The following is a 16,486-nucleotide window of genomic DNA, read 5'->3' on the forward strand; positions in this document are numbered from 1 at the left end:
GGCTTCGGACGGCGGGCTCCGGCGCTGGTGGCATGATTCTCCGATGACGTCGCGACCGGACCCGCAGGCACGCGGCGCGGTCACCGTCCGTCCCGCGCTCGTGACGGACGTGCGCACGATCGCCCGGTTGGTCCAGCCCTACGCCCGGACCAACACCCTCATCACCAAGGACCTCGTCGCGTACTTCGAGTCCGTGCAGGAGTTCCTCGTCGCGGAGGCCCCCGACGGCGGGACGGTCGGCTGCGGCGCGCTGCACGTGATGTGGGACGACATCGGCGAGGTCCGCACCCTCGCCGTCGACGAGGCGTACCTGCGGCGGGGCATCGGCGGGATGCTCCTCGAGGCGCTCCTGGACCGTGCGCGGCGGCTCGGCCTGCGCCGCCTGTTCTGCCTCACCTTCGAGGTCGACTTCTTCGCGCGGCACGGGTTCGAGGTCATCGAGGGCACGCCGGTCGGCGTCGACGTCCAGGCCGAGCTCCTGCGCTCCCACGACGACGGCGTCGCGGAGTTCCTCGACCTCGCGCGCGTCAAGCCGAACACCCTCGGCAACACCCGGATGCTGCTCGAGCTGTAGTACCCCGGGGAGGGACGACGATCCCGCCCATGGTGCCGCTCCCGGTCGACGGAGGGTCTTTCCGCAGGTCAGGGCGGGGGAGAAGGCCCCATGGCCCGAATCTGCGCCCCGCGGCGGGCGCTTCCTAGCGTGGTTGACGACCGAGCACGACATCGACATTCCAGTTCGGGCCGACGGCTATCGAGCGCGGCCCGGGAGGGAGACGAACATGAACGCGAAGGTCACCCAGCGTCTGGCGCTCGGCTCGAGCGCGCTGCTCATCGCCGGGGGGATCGCCGCCTGCTCGGACGACGCGTCGGAGACCGTGGAGCCGCCCGCCGTCGAGGACACCCAGGAGCCGCAGGCCCCCGAGCAGGACCAGGCACCCGACGAGGGCGCCTCCGACGGCGGTGAGGGCGCCTCCGACGGCGCCCCGCTCGGCGAGGAGGGCGACTCCGAGGGTGGTGGAATGCCCGGTGAGCAGGCTGCTCCCGAGGGCGGCGTGCCCGGTGAGGAGGACGCACCCGAGGGCGGCGTGCCCGGTGAGCAGGACGCGCCCGAGGACGGCCTGCCCGGCGACGGTGGAGCGCCCGACGACGGCGGCGCGCCGCCCCAGGGCGGTGCCCCCGAGGAGGACGGCGCCGTCGAGGGCCAGCCGGCCTCGACCGGCGAGCCCGGCGTCGCGACCTACTCGGACTGGCTCGCCGTGCCCCTGCCCGAGGACTGGAGCGAGTTCGAGGACGGCGTCTGGACCGGCAACGACGGGGCGGCGCTCCACATGGGTGAGTGCAGCCCGCCGGACGAGGGCCCGCCGCTCGCCTACAGCGACTGCGTCGAGTTCGTGCCCAACGTCGGCCAGCCGAGCGCGAGCGACCCGACCACCGAGGTCGACATCCAGCAGCTGCAGCCGGTCGCCGAGGGCCTCAACGCCACCGAGGTGTCGGTGAGCGACGAGCAGACCGAGGTCGTGTACTGGATCGTCGAGAACCAGGAGACCGCGGAGGTCGCCGTCCTCGATTACAACAGCGAGGGTGTCGACGAGGCGGTCGTGGAGTCGGTCCGCGAGATGACGCTCCAGTGACCCCGACACGCACCTGACGGGATGCCGCGTCGAGCGTCGGGGACCGGGGAGTGCAGCCCGGCGAGCGGCCTGGCGCCGGACCGGGGTCGTCCCTAACGTGTGCACCGACAGCTTCAGGACCGCAGCACCGACCCCCGGAAGGATCATGATGAGCTCGAGGACCACCCGCCTGACTACCGCGGTCGCTGCCCTGCTTCTCGCAGGAGGCCTGGCTGCCTGCGCCGACGACGAGCCGATCGAGCAGGAGGCGCCCGTGGCGTCCGGCGAGACCGTCCTCGCGGGCGCCGGCGCCGCCCAGCGGTAGCTCCTCGCACACGGGTAGGGCAGGGCCCCCGACGTCGAACGGCGCCGGGGGCCCTGCCGCGTCACCGGTCGATGGCGGCGACGACGTGCCGCGCGCCAGCTCCTCGGGCCGGGTGCCCTCAGCGCGACAGGAGCCGCGCCAGCAGCCCGACCTGGGCGGCGACGAGCGCGCACCCCACCGTGGGCAACCACAGCCCCGGGTCCCACCAGGCCCACACGCCGACCGCGAGCACGAGTGCGACCAGCAGCGTCGGCCCGGTCGCCCGCAGGACCGCGCGCAGCCGCGCCGCACCCGGGTCGCGGCCCGCCAGGGCACGGCGGTGGCCCAGGGCCGCGAGCGCGAGCGCGGGCAGCGCGGCCGCCTGCCCGAGCAGCATCATCGTCAGCCCGGGCCAGGGGGACAGCGCGTCCCCGGACATCGCGACCAGGCCGATCCCCAGCACGCCGAGCGCACCCACGGCGCCTGCCATGACGAGCAGCGTCGTCCGCACGGCCCGGGCGCCCGTCGGGGGCGCGGGCCGTTCCTCGGGCGAGGGCGCAGGGTCGGTGGTCACCGGGGCAGGGTAGTCGTCGTTCACGGCAGGCTCAGGCCCGTGCCGCGCTCGACGAGCAGCCCGTCCGCGAGGAGCGAGGACACCGCCCGCTCGGCCTGCGCCGGGTCGGCGTGCGAAGTGCCGCCGCCGGCGGCCGCGACGAGCTCGGCCCACGTGTGGCGGGTGCCCGGCTCCCCGGCGCGCAGCGCCGCCATCACCCGGCCCCGGGCCTGCCGGTCGGTGCCCTCCCAGGCCTGGGTGCGGCGTCGGGCCGCGTGGGCGTCCGGCGGGTACCCGGCGCGGCGCCACGCGCAGCGGGCCGCCAACGGGCAGGCGTCGCACCGCGGCGACCGCGCCGTGCAGACGAGCGCGCCGAGCTCCATCACGCCCGCGTTCCAGCCCGCGGAGGCGTGGTCCTCCGCCGGGAGGAGCGCGGCAGCGAGGTCCCGCTCCGCCCGGGTCGGCGCCCCCGGCGGCGGTGCGGCGACGCCGGACACCACGCGGGCGAGCACCCGGCGGACGTTCGTGTCGAGCACCACCGCACGCCGGCGGTGCGCGAACGCCACCACCGCCGCGGCCGTGTACGGCCCCACCCCGGGCAGGGCGAGCAGCTCGTCCTCGCCGTGCGGGACCTCGCCGCCGTGCCGCTCGACGATCGCGGCCGCGCACTCCTTGAGCCGCAGCGCCCGGCGCGGGTAGCCGAGCCTGCCCCAGGACCGCAGCACGTCGGCGCCGGACGCGGCCGCGAGGTCGGCCGGCGTCGGCCAGCGCGCCATCCAGTCCACCCAGGCGGGCGCCACCCGCGCCACCGGCGTCTGCTGGCTCATCGCCTCCGAGACGAGGACACCCCACGCGGTGGTGCCGGGGCGACGCCACGGCAGGTCCCGAGCGTGCCCCGCCCAGAAGCCGGCGACGGCGTCGTGCAGGACGGCGGAGGTCGAGGCGGACGGGTCGGGCACCGGTCCAGTCTCACCCGAGCGCCGCCGTGCGTGGTACCGCACGGCGTGCCATCGAGGAGCCGGGGCCCGTCCTGCCTACGGTGGGCCCGTGCCCACCGACGACGACCGCGGACCCTCCCCGGCGCAGCGCCGCCGCCCCAGCCGGGCGACGATCTGGCGGCGCCGGATCACCGTGCTGCTGGCGCTGCTCGTCGTGCTCGCCCTGATCGTGTGGGGGATCGTCGCCGCGTGGGGCGCGCTGTTCGGCGGCGACGACGACCCCGGGACGGCGCCGGCCGACGCGGCGGAGACGAGCTCGGAGTCCGGCAGCGAGTCCGCCTCCGACGCCGCCCCGGCCGGCGACCCGGTGGCCTGCACCGACGACCAGCTCGACCTCGCCCTGACGGGGAGCGGGCAGTACGCCGGCGCCCCCGTCGAGTTCGCGGTCGACATGAGCAACTCGGGCGAGGGCGACTGCCTCGTCGACGCCGGCCAGTCCGCCCTGGTGCTCGAGGTCAGCTCCGGCAACGATCAGGTGTGGTCCTCCGCGCACTGTCCCACCGAGGAGTCCCGCATGCTGCTGCTCGGACCCGGCACCGCCTCGGAGTCGCTCGTCACCTGGCCCGGCACCCGGTCGAGCGCGGACTGCCCGGAGGACGCTCCCGCCGTCCAGCCGGGGACCTACCGCGCCGTGCTGCTGCGCGACGGCACCGAGGTCGTCGACAGCGCGACCGTCTTCACCCTCGAGGAGGCGCCGCCCGAGGCTCCGACCGACGGTGAGGAGCCCTCCGACGGCGAGGACCCTGCGGAGGGCGAGGCCCCTGCGGACGGCGAGACCCCCGCGGAGGGTGAGGCACCCACCGACGGCGAGACCCCCACCGACGGCTGACCGGCCGTCTCAGACGAGCGACGTCTCGGCGACCCGGCCCAGCCCCTCGCGCACCGCGAACGCCCGGGCCCGCCCCACGCCTTCGACCTCCTGGAGGTCGTCCGTGGTGGCGGCGAGCAGCGCCTGCAGCGAGTCGTAGTGGCTGACGATCGCGTTGGCCACGGGGAGCGGGAGGCGCGGGAGCTTCGCGATGAGACGGTGACCGCGCGGCGAGGCCGGCGTGTCCAGGTCGGCGCCGCCGGGGCCGCCCAGCCGCATGGCCCGGGCGATCACCGACAGGTCGACGAGATCGGTCGAGGACAGCGCGCCGAGCGCGTCCCGGACGCCGGCGGAGGCCCCGGTGGGCACGTAGTCGCGCACGAGCGAGCGCCGTTCCACGGCGAGGCCCACCATGAGGTCGTCGTGCTGGAGCCGCAGCAGGTGCCCCTCGGTGCCGGCCTGGACGGTCGCGGACTCGACGTCGGAGGAGATCCTGCGGATCATCTCCATGCGCTGGACGATCGTCACGACGTCGCGCACCGTGACCACGTCCTCCACCTCGAGGGCCGTGAACGTGCCGAGCAGCTGGTCGAGGCGCGCGCGGTAGCGCTCGAGGGCGGACAGCGCGAGCTCACCCTTGGCCAGGACGTCGGCCGTGTCGAGGACGAGGTGCCGCAGCTCGCCGACGTACAGCGCGACGGTCCGCATCGACTGGCTCACCGAGATCACCGGGTGCCCGGTCTGCCGGGCCGTGCGCTGGGCGGTGCGGTGGCGCATCCCGGACTCGACCGTGTCGACGTGCGTGCCGGGCATGAGCTGGACGTTGGCCCGGCGGATCCGGCCCGCTGAGCGGTCGACCACGACGGCGCCGTCCATCTTCGACAGCTCCCGCAGCCTGGTGGCCGACAGCTCGACGTCGAGGTCGAAGCCGCCCGAGGAGATCGCCTCGACCGACTCGTCGAAGCCCAGGACGATGATGGCGCCCGTCCGGCCGAGCAGGATGCGGTCGATGCCGTCCCGCAGGACGGTGCCCGGGGCGATCTCGTGGAGCATGGTGCGCATCGTCGCGTCGTCGTTGGTGCCCATGACTCCCCGTTCCCGGCGGAGGTGTCCCGCCACCGTCATCGTAGGCGCGCGGCCCCAGGATCGGTCAGCCCAGCGCGCAGGCGCGGGCGGCCTCGGCCAGGTGGTCGACGCGCGCGACACGGATGCCGGGGACGTGCGCGGGAGCCTCTCCGGCGGCGGGCACGACGGCGGTGGTGAAGCCCAGGCGGGCCGCCTCCGCCAGGCGCCGGCCGACGCCGGTCGTGGCGCGCAGCTCGCCGGTCAGCCCGACCTCCCCGACCGCGATGAGGCCCGGGGGGATGGGCCGGTCCCGGGCGGCCGAGAGCAGGGCGAGGCCGAGCGCGAGGTCCGCGGCCGGCTCGCTCGCGCGCGCACCGCCGACCGTGGAGACGTAGACGTCCAGCCCGGTGGCCTGCACCCCCAGCCGCGCGGTGAGGACCGCCAGCGTCATGGCGACCCGCGCGCCGTCCACCCCGCTCACGGTGCGCCGCGGCGGGCCCGCCGCGCCCGTGAGCAGCGCCTGGACCTCGACCGGCATCGGCCGGCGGCCCTCGAGCGTGACGGTGACGCACGTGCCCGGCACCGGCTCCGGGGCGGCGGACAGGAACAGCCCCGACGGGTCCGGCAGGCCGATGATGCCGTCCTCGCGCAGGTCGAAGCAGCCGACCTCGTCCGTCGCGCCGTACCGGTTCTTCACCGCGCGCACGAGCCGCAGCCTGGAGTGGCGCTCGCCCTCGACGTGGCAGACGACGTCCACGAGGTGCTCGAGCACGCGCGGCCCGGCGATCGAGCCGTCCTTGGTCACGTGGCCGACGAGGATCGCGGGCATGGCCCGGGCCTTCGCCGCGCGGATGAGGGCGCCGGCGACGGCGCGGACCTGGGAGACGCCGCCCGCGGTGCCGTCGACGCTCGCGTCCGCGACCGTCTGCACCGAGTCGACGACGAGCAGCGCCGGGTCCATCGCCTCGACGTGCCCGAGCACGGTCGCGAGATCCGTCTCGGCGGTGAGCAGGAGATCCTCGTGCAGCGCCCCGATCCGTTCGGCGCGCAGGCGCACCTGGCTCGCGGACTCCTCACCCGTCACGTAGAGGACGCGGCCGTGGGCTGCTGCTGCCGCGCGGGCCGCGACGTCGAGCAGGAGGGTGGACTTGCCCACCCCGGGCTCGCCCGCGAGGAGCACGACGGCGCCCGGCACGAGCCCGCCGCCGAGCACCCGGTCGAGCTCGCCGACGCCGGTGGGTCGGGCGCGGGCCGTCTCCACGTCGACGTCGAGGATCGATGCCGCGGGCGTGGCCGGGGCGAGCGCCGTGACCGGGTTGCGAGCGGGTGCGGCGCCGGCCTCCTCGACCGTGCCCCAGGCCTGGCACTCGCCGCACCGGCCCACCCACTTGGCGGTGGTCCACCCGCACTCCGTGCAGCGGAACTCGGCGCGGGGTCGCTTGGTGGTCGGTGGCACGGGTCCACGGTAGGCGCCCGCGCCGACACCGGGAGCGCCCGTCCCCACCGGGGAGGAGTCAGAGGTCGATCGGGCTCGTGTCAGAGATCGAGCCCGGCGAACCAGACGAAGCCGAGGGTCAGTGCCGCGGAGAGCACGATCCACAGCGCGGCGGTGCGGGGGTCGTACGCGTCGTCGTCGAGCGAGACTCGTAGCCGGTGCCTGAGGTGGTCCTCCCGCGCACCATCAGCCTCCTCGTACACGGTGCCGGACCGGTCGCCGAACCTGGGGCTGTGTCGTGCCGCAAGGGTGCCGGCGCGGACGAGCTCGTCCAGCGTGGTGGCCACGAGATGGTCGGCGGCGCCTGCGACCTCGGCCAGGTCGCGGTCCTGACCTGCGGGCAGGGCCGCCCGCTGGCCCACCAGCCAGCTCGCGATCGTGTCGTAGCCCGGGGGCGGTGTCGGGCCGTCGAGCACCCGGGCGTAGTGCTCGATCGTCCCTTCCGTCCTTCGCCACGTATACCGGTTCCGTGGCCCTTGCCATCGCGTGACGTGCTTGTACAGCGTCCCGCCCGCGAGCACCTGCTCCGCGGCCGACTCGACCGCGATCCGCCGCAGCGTGTCGTCGTCGACGAGGCAGGCGCCCGTCTCGTCGTCGTGGACGAGGAGGAGGACGTCGGCGAGGAGCTGTGCCGGCATCAGCGCGGCCCGCCCGGTCCGACGCGACCCGTCGACGCAGCGGGTGCCGGCGCGGGAGCGTACGGCTCGAGCATGGGGGCCATGTCCTCAGGCTAGGACGGCCCGGCACCCGGAGGCGTAGTTCCGGGTACCCCTCCCCGCCGCGCCTGGACACCGCGGGGACAATGGGGCCATGACCTCCTCGTCCACGCCGCCGCGCCAGATCCTCACCGACGAGCTCCTCGAGACGATCCGCTCGCGCGCCGCGGGCCACGACCGCGCCAACACCTTCCCGCACGACGACCTCGCCGACCTGCGCGAGGCCGGCTACCTCACCGCCTTCGTCCCGGCCGAGCTGGGCGGTGGCGGGCTCACGCTGGAGGAGATGGCGTCCGAGCAGGCCCGCCTGGCCGGTGCCTCCCCGGCCACGGCGCTCGCGGTCAACATGCACCACATCTGGGTGGGCGTCGCCCGCACGGTCCGCGCCGCCGGCCAGTCGGACATGGACGAGATCCTCGCGCGCGTCATGGACGGCGCGATCATCGCGTTCGGAGTGTCCGAGGCCGGCAACGACCTCGTGCTCTTCGGCTCCGCCTCGGACGCCACCCCCGACGGCGAGGGCGGCTACCGCTTCCACGGCACCAAGATCTTCACGACGCTCGGCCCCGTGTGGACGCTGCTCGGCACGTTCGGCACCGACCGCACGGACCCCGACGACCCGGTCAACGTGTGGGGCTTCGTCGAGCGCGACGGCGGTGGCGTCGAGATCAAGGAGGACTGGGACACCCTCGGCATGCGGGCCACGCAGTCGTACACGACCGTCCTCGACGGGGCGCCGGCGCCCGCGCACCGGATCGTGCGCGCCGTGCCGCCCGGGCCGACCATGGACCCGTTCATCTTCGGGATCTTCGCCAACTTCGAGATCCTGCTCGCGGCCGTCTACCAGGGCGTCGCCCGGCGGGCCCTCGACGTCGCCGTGGCGACCGTGACCAAGCGGATGAGCCTGAAGAACGACGCGCCCTACGCCCACGACCCCGACATCCGGTGGCGCCTCGCGGACGCGGCGATCGAGCTCGACGCGATCGAGCCGCAGCTCGTGGCGCTCGCCCGCGACGTCGACGCCGGGGCGGACCGCCCGCTGTGGATGCCGCAGCTCTCCGCGCTCAAGTCGCGGGCGACCGAGACGGCGCTGCGCGTCGTCGAGAAGGCGTTGCGCGCCTCCGGCGGATCGTCGTTCTACACCAGGGCGGAGCTCTCACGCCTGTACCGCGACGTCGTCGCGGGCCTGTTCCACCCCTCCGACGACGAGTCGGTGCACGGCGCCTGGGCGAACGCGCTGCTCGGGCCGGTGCCGCCGAAGGAGTGAGGGCTACTCCTCGCCGAACCGCTTCATCGTGGACGGGTGCATGCCGGTCCGGCCGGCCTCGCCCTTGTCGAGGGCGTCGATGCGCGCGGCCTGGTCGGCGGTGAGCTCGACCGTCAGCGAGGCGAGGTTCTCCTCGATCCGCGCCCGCGAGCTGGCCTTGGGGATGATCACGTGGTCGCGCCCGATGTGCCACGCGAGCACCACCTGCGCCGGCGTCGCCCCGACCTCGGCGGCGACCTCCTCCACCACCGGGTCGGAGAGGACCCGGCCGCGCGCGATCGGCGACCACGCCTGCACGGTGATGCCCTCGGAACGGCAGAAGTCGACGACCTCCTGGTTCTGCAGGTACGGGTGGATCTCGGCCTGGTCGAGGGCCGGCAGCGGGAGACCGGCGTCCTGGATCTCGCGCAGGTGCTCGGGCTGCCCGTTCGACATGCCGATCGACGTCACCAGCCCGGCGGCTCGGGCGTCCACGAGCACCTGCCAGGTCTCGGCCAGCGGGGTGGTCGAGCCCTCCGGGTAGGGCCAGTGGACGAGGAACAGGTCCAGGGAGTCGACCCCGAGGTCCTCCAACGAGCGTTCGATGCTCGCCCGGGCGGTGCCGGGGGCGTGGTTGGGGTTGTCGAGCTTGCTCGTGAGGAACAGGTCCTCGCGTGCGACGCCGCTGTCCGCGATGCCGCGCCCGACGCCGACCTCGTTGCCGTACATCTGGGCGGTGTCGATGTGCCGGTAGCCCACCTCGATCGCGGTGGCGACCAGGGGCGCCGCGTCGGCGTCGGGAATCTTGTAGGTGCCGAAACCGATCTGGGGGATCGCGTGGCCGTCACCCATGACGACGATGCCTGAGGAGATCATGCGGACCATCCTGGCAGGTGGCGTGGCTCTGCGCCGACCCCGGGCGACGAATGAGCGCGATCCGGCCCGGTGCGGGATATTCTCTCGGCCCGGCGGGCGGGCGCCGCCTAGGGTCGGGCCCCATGACACAGCCAGTGACCCTCACGCGCCTCGATCCGACCGGCACGGACCGGGAGGAGCTCGTCGCGTTCATGACCGGCAACGAGTTCCCGTTCCACATGGTCGCGCGGCCGGACCGGGCACGGGTGGAGCGGTCGATCGCCGAGGGCGCCTACCGGGACGACGAGCACGACTCGTTCTGGGTCGACCACGCCGAGCTCGGCCGCATCGGCTTCCTGCGCCTGGAGGACCTTGAGGACGACGCGCCGCTGTTCGACCTGCGGCTGGCCGAGCGCTTCCGCGGCCGCGGACTCGGTGCCGACGTCGTGCGCGCGGCGACCGAGCTCGTGTTCCGCAGGTTCCCGGAGGTCCGCCGCTTCGAGGGACAGACCCGGGAGGACAACGTGGCGATGCGACGCACCTTCCTGCGCTGCGGCTTCCTCAAGGAGGCGCACTACCGGGAGGGCTGGCCCGTGGCGGGCGGCGAGCCCGTGGCGTCGGTGGCCTACGCGATCCTGCGGCGCGACTGGGAGTCGGGCACCACCACGACGTTCGTGTGGGAGGACCTGGACCTGCGGGTTTCCACGAATCCCTGAGCGGTGGCCGGAGACGGGAACTCATCGCTCCACCCGTGTCGTCGAGCTGGACCTTGAGGTGCCGAGCATGACCTCAGCACGGTCGAGCTCGGCGCGGCACGGTCCAGCTAGGTGTCGAGGTCGGCGCACGCGCAGCCGCGTGCAACGCCCCGGCTCACGGTCGGTGGGCGAAGACCTCGAGCAGCTCGGTGTCGCCCGAGACGATGAGGGTGTCCTCGGCATCGATCCGCGTCTCGAGGGTCGTGTACTCGAACGGCTCGCCGGGGGACTTCTTGCCGATGACCGTGATGCCGTAGCGCGAGCGCAGCGACAGCTCGCCGATGGTGAACCCGTGGGTCTCGCGCGGCGGACGCATCTTCACCACTGCGAAACCGTCCTCCATCTCGATGTAGTCGAGCATCCGGCCCGAGACCATGTGGGCCACCCGCTGCCCGGCGTCGTACTCGGGGTAGACGACGTGGTGCGCGCCGATGCGCCGCAGGATCCGCCCGTGCTCGCCGGAGACCGCTTTGGCCCAGATCTGCGGCATCCCCAGGTCGACGAGGTTGCCGGTGATGAGCACCGACGCCTCCAGGTAGGAGCCCACGCCGACCACCGCCACGGGGAAGTCGGCGGCGCCGAGCTGCTCGAGCGCGTCCGCGGAGGTCGCGTCCGCCTCGACCAGCGGGAGTCGGCTCGACCACGTCTGCACGAGCTCGGGGTCCTTCTCGACCGCGAGCACCTCGCGGTCCAGGGACTCGAGCGTGGCCGCCAGGGCCGCGCCGAAGCGCCCCAGGCCGATGACGAGGACAGCGGAGTCCCGGGCCTGCTTGGCCATGAGGGTCCTTTCCGGGGTCGGGCGGTAACGGTCGGTGAGGCGGTTCGGGCGGTTCCGGTCGGGGCGACGTGCTGGTCGGGGAGTCGTGCGGACGGGGTGTCATTGTGGCCGCTCAGCCGATGACAGGACGCTCCTCGGGCATGCGGATGACGCGACGGCGCGAGCGGATGGCGAGCGCCGCCGCGAGCGTGATCGTGCCGATGCGGCCCGCGAACATCAGGGCGGCGAGCACGTACCTGGCCGAGTCGGGCAGGTGGGGCGTGATGCCGGTCGACAGGCCGCACGTGGCGAACGCGGAGATCACCTCGAACAGCACCTGGTCGAGCGTGAAGTCCGTGACCGAGAGCAGGACCAGGGTGGACAGCCCCACGAGCGTGGCGCCGAGGAAGGCGACGGCGACGGCGAGCCGCACGGTCTCGGTGGGGATGCGGCGGCCGAACGCCTCGATGTCCCGGTCGCCGCGTGCCTCGGCGACGATCGCGAGGACGAGGACGGCGAACGTCGTCACCTTGATGCCGCCGGCCGTGGACGCCGAGCCGCCCCCGACGAACATCATCGCGTCGGTCGCGAACAGCGTGGACTGCTGCATCTGCCCGACGTCGATGGTCGCGAGCCCCGACGACCGCGGCGTGATCGAGTGGACGAGCGTGGCGACGAGCCGGTCGGTGACCGGGAGCGCGCCGAGCGTGTCCGGGTTCCTCCACTCGAACAGGACGAGGGCCACGAGCGTGATGACGAGGAGCGCGACGAAGGTCGACAGCGTGAGCTTGGCGTGCAGCGTGATCCGGCCCGGCCTGCGCCGGTGGCGCCACAGGTCGAGCAGGACGGGGAAGCCGACGGCGCCGAGGAACGTGCCGACGACGACGACGAGACCCAGCCACCAGTCGCCGACGTACGGCACGAGGCCACCGTCGAGCACGACGAAGCCGGCGTTGTTGAAGATGGACAGCGCCATGAAGAAGCCGTGCCACAGGGCGGCCGGAACCGACTCGCCGAGGTCGAGGAACCGCGGGACGAGGATCGCGGCGAGCACGAGCTCGATGAGGACCGAGGCCACGACGACGGCCCGCACGAGGGAGCCGACCTCGCCGAGCCCGGTCGTGCCCGTCTCGGACGCGGTGAGCATCCGCTGGGTCAGCCCGATGCGCCGGGAGACCGCGAGGCCGAGGATCGAGGCGAGCGTCATCACACCGAGGCCGCCGACCTTGATGCTCACGAGGATGACCGCCTGACCGAACCCGGACCAGTAGGTCGCCGTGTCCACGGTGGTCAGCCCGGTCACGCACACGGCGGACACCGCCGTGAAGAGGGCGTCGACGAACGGCGCGCGCGTCCCGGTCGTCGTCGCCACGGGCAGCGAGAGCAGACCCGTCATCACCACGACTATCGCGGCGAACACGAGCAGGGCCATCCGTGCGGGGGAGCGGCGGGCGAGGTCGTCGACCTGGTCCCGTGCCAGCGCGAGCACGCGGCCCACGGCCGAGCGTCCCATCTGCCCTCCAGTACCGACGGCCGGGGCGGACCGCCGTCCCGGGCTGCCGCGTCGTCGTCCGGCGCGTGCGCAGCAGGCGAAACACTGCCACAGGCTCGGGGTAGGTTGCGGGCATGGCCGATGGTGCTCTCGTGTGGTCCCCCGACCTCGTCGGGTACAACTTCGGCGTCGGCCACCCCATGAGTCCGCTCCGGCTGCACCTGACGATCGAGCTGGCTCGAGCCCTGGGGCTGCTGGAGCCCGACGTCGTCGAGGTCCTCGAGCCCGAGGTCTGCGACGCCGAGCTCCTGGCCTCGGTGCACGAGCCGGGCTACGTCGACGCGGTGCGGGCGGCCGAGTCCGACGGGGCGACCGACGCGCGGCGCGGCATCGGCGGCGAGGACAACCCCGTGTTCGGTGCGATGCACTCCGCCTCGGCACGGCTCGTCGGTTCGACCGTGACCGCCGCGCGCGCGGTGTGGTCGGGGCGGGTGCGCCGCGCGTTCTCGCTCGCGGGCGGCATGCACCACGCGATGCCGGGCCACGCCTCGGGATTCTGCGTGTACAACGACGTCGCCGTCGCGATCCGCTACCTCAAGGAGGCGGGCGCCGGCAGGATCGTGTACCTCGACGTCGACGCGCACCACGGCGACGGCGTCGAGCGCGTGTTCTGGGACGACCCCGACGTGGTGACCGTCTCCGTACACGAGCACCCCTCGACCCTGTTCCCGGGGTCCGGGTACCCGCAGGACGTCGGCGGCCCCGGCGCGCGGGGGTCCGCCGTCAACGTCGCACTGCCCGCCGGCACCTCGGACGAGCAGTGGCTGCGGGCGGTCGAGGCGGTCGCCTCGCCGATCGTCGAGGCGGTGCGGCCCGACGTCCTCGTCACGCAGCACGGGTCGGACTCCCACGGGAGCGACCCGTTGACGAACCTCGCCGTGTCCGTCGACGCTCAGCGGGCGGCCGCCGTGATGTTCGCCGGTCTCGCCGAGCGGTTCGCCGGCGGTCGGTGGGTCGCCACGGGCGGCGGCGGGTACGAGGTCGTCAACGTCGTGCCGCGCGCCTGGTCCCACGTGCTCGGCGTCGTCGCGGGCACGCCGCTGGACCCGGGAACCCCGGTCCCCGAGGAGTGGCGGCAGCTCGTGCACGACCTCGCCGAGGGCGCGGTCGCCACGACGATGTCCGACGCCGACCCGTTCACGGTGCCCGGCACCGACGCGGCGCCTGCGGCCGGCCCCGGCGGCCCGGCGGCACCGACGGCGGAGGCGCCGGCGGGGGGTGGGACGTCGTCGAGCGGGGTCCTCGGCGGGCCGGCCGGCCGGTTCGTCGACGGCTTCGACCCGGAGAACCCGGTCGACCGAGCGATCCTCGCGACCCGGCAGGCGGTCTTCCCGGAGCACGGTCTGGACCCGCTGACGGCGTAGCGCACGTCACGTTCGAGGTCGCGACACGCGCACGGATTGGCCGGGTGGCCCTCGGGCCCGCTATGTTCCTTCCTCAGGAGCCCCACGAGTCACGTGCGCGGCCGGGGGATCATCAGGAGCTGGGAGCACATGGTCGACAGCCAGGGGAGCAGCCGTTTCCTCACCGTCGCCGAGGTGGCGGAGTCTCTTCGCGTCTCCAAGATGACCGTCTATCGCATGGTCCACTCCGGCGAGATCCCCGCCGTCCGCGTGGGACGCTCGTTCCGGGTGCCCAACGCCGCCGTCGACCAGCTCATCGCCGAGGGCCTGCAGGGCTGGGACTCGGCCGAGGGCACCGGCTCCTGACCGCGCGGGTGCTCCTCCCGCGGCCCTGTGGCGGGTCTGACCCGGCCGGCGCCACGCTCCCTCCCGCCAGCCGCTAGACTTGCCGGGTTTCCCGGACGCGGACGCGTCCGTACCCGAATCGGACTGAGGTGGACCCGTGGGATCTGTCGTCAAGAAGCGCCGCAAGCGCATGTCGAAGAAGAAGCACCGCAAGCTGCTGCGCAGGACGCGCCACCAGCGCCGCAACAAGAAGTGATCCGTCGCTTCCGTCGTCGATCGGACCCGGGCCCCGCAGGGGTGCCGGGTTCGTCGCGTTCCGGGGGGCGCTCGCCGGCAGTCGCGGCCTCCCCGCAGGCCTGGCTCGGCGGCCCGGCCGGTGACGGGGCGCGTGCGCCCGCGAGGCTCGAGGTCGTGTCGCGCGCCGGCTGCCACCTGTGCGAGCAGACCGCCGCACGTCTCGGACCGATCGCCGAGCGGCACGGGGCGGCCCTCGTGCTCCTCGACGTCGACGCCGACCCCGAGCTCGCGGACCTCTCCGACCACGTGCCGGTCGTCCGGGTCGACGGCGTGGAGGTCGACCGGCTGATGGTCGACGTCGGCCGGGTGGAGCGGGCGCTCGCCGCGCGCTGAGCGGGCCGCCCGGACCGGGCCCGCCGACCGCAGGTCGCCCTCCCCGCCACGTTCGTCGAGCGTGCGGTCGGCGGCCGTCGGGTGTGCCGGCTCGTGCCGCGCACCCGCGTGACCGGGAACCGCACACGCAGCGAACGGCTCGGGGTGGACACGACGGCGGCCGGCCACCCCGGGGTGACCGGCCGCCGTCGTGCTCAGCGGGAGAGGGTCAGGCTCAGGCCTGCGCGGCCGGCGGGACGGCCTCGACCTCGATGGTGATGTTGACCTTGTCGGAGACGAGGACGCCACCGGTCTCGAGGGCGGCGTTCCACGTGAGCCCGAAGTCCTTGCGGGAGATCGTCGTCGTCGCGGAGAAGCCGATGCGGTCCTGCCCGAACGGGTCGGTGGCCGCGCCGTTGTACTCGACGGCGAGCGCGACCGGCTGGGTGACACCCTTGATCGTCAGGTCGCCGTTGAGCGTGAACTCGTCGGCGTCGCCGTCGACGGAGGTCGACACGAAGGTCCACTCCGGGTTGTTCTCGGCGTCCCAGAAGTCGGCCGACCGCAGGTGGTTGTCGCGGTTCTCGTCCTTGGTGTCGACCGAGCCGGACTGGATCGTTACGTTCGCGGTGGACTGCGCGACGTCCTCGGCGACGACGAGCTCACCGGCGAAGTCGGTGAACTGGCCACGGACCTTCGAGATGCCCGCGTGGCGGACGGTGAAACCGACCTCCGAGTGCGAGGGCTCGATGGTGTAGGTACCGGCGGGGATGGTCGACATACTGCCTCCAGGGATGGATCGCGCCGGCTGCGCCGACGAAGTGGTTGAAGCGTGAACGATTGAACTGTAAACTACATCGGGACGGTGGCGCAAGCCCCGCGACCGTGGCTCCCGCGCCGCGGCGGTACCAGGATGGAGGACCTGGATGAACACGCGATGGCTCAGCCTCGACGAGCAACGGTCGTGGCGTCTCTTCCTGCGAGCCTCCGCGCAGGTTCTCGAGGACGTCAACCACGACCTCACGGTCAGTGCGCGGCTCTCCCTGCCGGAGTACGAGGTGCTCGTGCGTCTCTCCGAGGCGCCGGACCGGACGCGCCGCATGTCCTCGCTCGCCGAGGACCTCGTGCACTCGCGCTCGCGACTCACGCACACCGTCCGCAGGCTCGAGGACGCCGGCTACGTCGAGCGCCGCAACGACTGCTCGGACCGCCGCGGCGTCAACGCGCACCTCACCGACGCGGGGTACGCCCGCTTGTCCGAGGCCGCGCCCGGGCATGTCGACGCCGTGCGCTACAGGCTCGTCGACCGGCTCACCGAGGCGCAGATGACCGAGCTGGGCCAGATCATGGCCGCCCTGCTCGACGACGAGGAGATCGACCGGGAGGTGGCGCGCGCGAGGGAGCCCGACCTTCCTTCGCCGACCTGACCCGGCTGCCGTCGTCGCCGACCTGACCGGGCTGACCCACCTGAC

At 73.8% G+C, this 16,486-nt stretch carries 20 protein-coding genes; 11 read left to right on the forward strand and 9 right to left on the reverse strand.

Annotation, left to right across the window (positions count from 1 at the left end; all coding sequences use genetic code 11):
* Window positions 1-43 precede the first annotated feature (43 nt).
* From ACZLKG_RS03680 to ACZLKG_RS03690, 3 genes are all read left to right on the forward strand, one after another.
* Entirely contained in the window at window positions 44-574 is a 531-nt protein-coding gene (locus tag ACZLKG_RS03680; RefSeq protein WP_463648000.1) for an amino-acid N-acetyltransferase, read from the forward strand.
* Window positions 575-782: 208 nt separating this feature from the next.
* Window positions 783-1,634, forward strand: coding sequence for a hypothetical protein (locus ACZLKG_RS03685; protein ID WP_463648001.1), 852 nt, complete (start codon window positions 783-785; stop codon window positions 1,632-1,634).
* Window positions 1,635-1,782: 148 nt separating this feature from the next.
* Entirely contained in the window at window positions 1,783-1,938 is a 156-nt protein-coding gene (locus tag ACZLKG_RS03690) for a hypothetical protein (protein ID WP_425707805.1), read from the forward strand.
* A 118-nt stretch (window positions 1,939-2,056) separates the two neighbouring features.
* Here the strand turns inward: ACZLKG_RS03690 and ACZLKG_RS03695 are convergent, their stop codons facing one another.
* The gene (locus ACZLKG_RS03695) at window positions 2,057-2,491 is read right to left on the reverse strand and encodes a hypothetical protein (RefSeq protein WP_425707806.1); all 435 of its coding nucleotides are present in this window, start codon (window positions 2,489-2,491) and stop codon (window positions 2,057-2,059) included.
* Window positions 2,492-2,511: 20 nt separating this feature from the next.
* Window positions 2,512-3,429 (reverse strand): HhH-GPD family protein, encoded by a 918-nt coding sequence (locus ACZLKG_RS03700; protein ID WP_463648002.1) that lies wholly within the window; start codon window positions 3,427-3,429, stop codon window positions 2,512-2,514.
* An 88-nt stretch (window positions 3,430-3,517) separates the two neighbouring features.
* Between ACZLKG_RS03700 and ACZLKG_RS03705 the strand changes: the two genes are divergently transcribed.
* Window positions 3,518-4,297: a hypothetical protein gene (locus ACZLKG_RS03705; RefSeq protein ID WP_425707808.1), complete on the forward strand. Its 780-nt coding sequence runs from the start codon at window positions 3,518-3,520 to the stop codon at window positions 4,295-4,297.
* Window positions 4,298-4,306: 9 nt separating this feature from the next.
* On the opposite strand, the gene disA is transcribed toward ACZLKG_RS03705, so the two are convergent.
* The 3 genes from disA to ACZLKG_RS03720 all read right to left on the reverse strand — a co-directional run bounded on the left by disA (window position 4,307) and on the right by ACZLKG_RS03720 (window position 7,474).
* Complete coding sequence (disA, locus tag ACZLKG_RS03710; RefSeq protein WP_463648003.1) at window positions 4,307-5,362, reverse strand: DNA integrity scanning diadenylate cyclase DisA; 1,056 nt, start codon at window positions 5,360-5,362, stop codon at window positions 4,307-4,309.
* A 64-nt stretch (window positions 5,363-5,426) separates the two neighbouring features.
* Entirely contained in the window at window positions 5,427-6,797 is a 1,371-nt protein-coding gene (gene radA / locus ACZLKG_RS03715) for a DNA repair protein RadA (RefSeq protein WP_463648004.1), read from the reverse strand.
* An 80-nt stretch (window positions 6,798-6,877) separates the two neighbouring features.
* Window positions 6,878-7,474, reverse strand: a complete 597-nt coding sequence (locus ACZLKG_RS03720; RefSeq protein ID WP_463648005.1) for a GPP34 family phosphoprotein — start codon at window positions 7,472-7,474, stop codon at window positions 6,878-6,880.
* A gap of 172 nt (window positions 7,475-7,646) precedes the next feature.
* On the opposite strand from ACZLKG_RS03720, the gene ACZLKG_RS03725 reads away from it, so the two are divergent.
* Window positions 7,647-8,819: an acyl-CoA dehydrogenase family protein gene (locus tag ACZLKG_RS03725; RefSeq protein WP_463648006.1), complete on the forward strand. Its 1,173-nt coding sequence runs from the start codon at window positions 7,647-7,649 to the stop codon at window positions 8,817-8,819.
* Window positions 8,820-8,822: 3 nt separating this feature from the next.
* On the opposite strand, the gene ACZLKG_RS03730 is transcribed toward ACZLKG_RS03725, so the two are convergent.
* Window positions 8,823-9,674, reverse strand: coding sequence for an aldo/keto reductase (locus tag ACZLKG_RS03730; RefSeq protein ID WP_425707813.1), 852 nt, complete (start codon window positions 9,672-9,674; stop codon window positions 8,823-8,825).
* Window positions 9,675-9,796: 122 nt separating this feature from the next.
* Between ACZLKG_RS03730 and ACZLKG_RS03735 the strand changes: the two genes are divergently transcribed.
* Window positions 9,797-10,369 carry a GNAT family N-acetyltransferase gene (locus tag ACZLKG_RS03735; protein WP_425707814.1) on the forward strand — a complete coding sequence of 191 codons (573 nt, stop codon included), beginning with the start codon at window positions 9,797-9,799 and terminating at the stop codon, window positions 10,367-10,369.
* Window positions 10,370-10,523: 154 nt separating this feature from the next.
* On the opposite strand, the gene ACZLKG_RS03740 is transcribed toward ACZLKG_RS03735, so the two are convergent.
* Both ACZLKG_RS03740 and ACZLKG_RS03745 read right to left on the reverse strand, forming a co-directional pair.
* Window positions 10,524-11,186 (reverse strand): potassium channel family protein, encoded by a 663-nt coding sequence (locus tag ACZLKG_RS03740; protein WP_425707815.1) that lies wholly within the window; start codon window positions 11,184-11,186, stop codon window positions 10,524-10,526.
* A gap of 112 nt (window positions 11,187-11,298) precedes the next feature.
* Window positions 11,299-12,678 (reverse strand): TrkH family potassium uptake protein, encoded by a 1,380-nt coding sequence (locus tag ACZLKG_RS03745; RefSeq protein WP_463648007.1) that lies wholly within the window; start codon window positions 12,676-12,678, stop codon window positions 11,299-11,301.
* A gap of 113 nt (window positions 12,679-12,791) precedes the next feature.
* Between ACZLKG_RS03745 and ACZLKG_RS03750 the strand changes: the two genes are divergently transcribed.
* The 4 genes from ACZLKG_RS03750 (at window position 12,792) to ACZLKG_RS03765 (ending at window position 15,035) form a co-directional block, all read left to right on the forward strand.
* A complete protein-coding gene (locus tag ACZLKG_RS03750) occupies window positions 12,792-14,081 on the forward strand; it encodes an acetoin utilization protein AcuC (RefSeq protein WP_463648008.1) in 1,290 nt (429 codons plus the stop codon).
* Between the two features lie 129 nt (window positions 14,082-14,210).
* On the forward strand, window positions 14,211-14,426 hold the full coding sequence (locus ACZLKG_RS03755; RefSeq protein ID WP_425707818.1) for a helix-turn-helix domain-containing protein: 216 nt from the start codon (window positions 14,211-14,213) through the stop codon (window positions 14,424-14,426).
* A gap of 136 nt (window positions 14,427-14,562) precedes the next feature.
* On the forward strand, window positions 14,563-14,661 hold the full coding sequence (locus tag ACZLKG_RS03760; RefSeq protein WP_076808172.1) for a 30S ribosomal protein bS22: 99 nt from the start codon (window positions 14,563-14,565) through the stop codon (window positions 14,659-14,661).
* Window positions 14,662-14,816: 155 nt separating this feature from the next.
* On the forward strand, window positions 14,817-15,035 hold the full coding sequence (locus ACZLKG_RS03765; protein WP_425707819.1) for a glutaredoxin family protein: 219 nt from the start codon (window positions 14,817-14,819) through the stop codon (window positions 15,033-15,035).
* A 214-nt stretch (window positions 15,036-15,249) separates the two neighbouring features.
* Here ACZLKG_RS03765 and ACZLKG_RS03770 read toward each other — a convergent pair whose 3' ends face one another.
* Window positions 15,250-15,795: a YceI family protein gene (locus tag ACZLKG_RS03770; RefSeq protein ID WP_425707820.1), complete on the reverse strand. Its 546-nt coding sequence runs from the start codon at window positions 15,793-15,795 to the stop codon at window positions 15,250-15,252.
* A 145-nt stretch (window positions 15,796-15,940) separates the two neighbouring features.
* On the opposite strand from ACZLKG_RS03770, the gene ACZLKG_RS03775 reads away from it, so the two are divergent.
* Entirely contained in the window at window positions 15,941-16,441 is a 501-nt protein-coding gene (locus tag ACZLKG_RS03775; protein WP_425707821.1) for a MarR family winged helix-turn-helix transcriptional regulator, read from the forward strand.
* Window positions 16,442-16,486: the final 45 nt, after the last annotated feature.

This window comes from Georgenia sp. Z2081 (genome assembly GCF_055326445.1).

What these genes read in the sequence shown, in the direction of transcription:
- ACZLKG_RS03680 (WP_463648000.1), top strand. Translation starts at nt 44, where the DNA reads ATGACGTCGCGACCGGACCCGCAGGCACGCGGCGCGGTCACCGTCCGT.
- ACZLKG_RS03685 (WP_463648001.1), top strand. Translation starts at nt 783, where the DNA reads ATGAACGCGAAGGTCACCCAGCGTCTGGCGCTCGGCTCGAGCGCGCTG.
- ACZLKG_RS03690 (WP_425707805.1), top strand. Translation starts at nt 1,783, where the DNA reads ATGAGCTCGAGGACCACCCGCCTGACTACCGCGGTCGCTGCCCTGCTT.
- disA (WP_463648003.1), bottom strand. Translation starts at nt 5,362, where the DNA reads ATGGGCACCAACGACGACGCGACGATGCGCACCATGCTCCACGAGATC.
- ACZLKG_RS03720 (WP_463648005.1), bottom strand. Translation starts at nt 7,474, where the DNA reads ATGCCGGCACAGCTCCTCGCCGACGTCCTCCTCCTCGTCCACGACGAC.
- ACZLKG_RS03725 (WP_463648006.1), top strand. Translation starts at nt 7,647, where the DNA reads ATGACCTCCTCGTCCACGCCGCCGCGCCAGATCCTCACCGACGAGCTC.
- ACZLKG_RS03730 (WP_425707813.1), bottom strand. Translation starts at nt 9,674, where the DNA reads ATGATCTCCTCAGGCATCGTCGTCATGGGTGACGGCCACGCGATCCCC.
- ACZLKG_RS03735 (WP_425707814.1), top strand. Translation starts at nt 9,797, where the DNA reads ATGACACAGCCAGTGACCCTCACGCGCCTCGATCCGACCGGCACGGAC.
- ACZLKG_RS03740 (WP_425707815.1), bottom strand. Translation starts at nt 11,186, where the DNA reads ATGGCCAAGCAGGCCCGGGACTCCGCTGTCCTCGTCATCGGCCTGGGG.
- ACZLKG_RS03745 (WP_463648007.1), bottom strand. Translation starts at nt 12,678, where the DNA reads ATGGGACGCTCGGCCGTGGGCCGCGTGCTCGCGCTGGCACGGGACCAG.
- ACZLKG_RS03750 (WP_463648008.1), top strand. Translation starts at nt 12,792, where the DNA reads ATGGCCGATGGTGCTCTCGTGTGGTCCCCCGACCTCGTCGGGTACAAC.
- ACZLKG_RS03755 (WP_425707818.1), top strand. Translation starts at nt 14,211, where the DNA reads ATGGTCGACAGCCAGGGGAGCAGCCGTTTCCTCACCGTCGCCGAGGTG.
- ACZLKG_RS03770 (WP_425707820.1), bottom strand. Translation starts at nt 15,795, where the DNA reads ATGTCGACCATCCCCGCCGGTACCTACACCATCGAGCCCTCGCACTCG.
- ACZLKG_RS03775 (WP_425707821.1), top strand. Translation starts at nt 15,941, where the DNA reads ATGAACACGCGATGGCTCAGCCTCGACGAGCAACGGTCGTGGCGTCTC.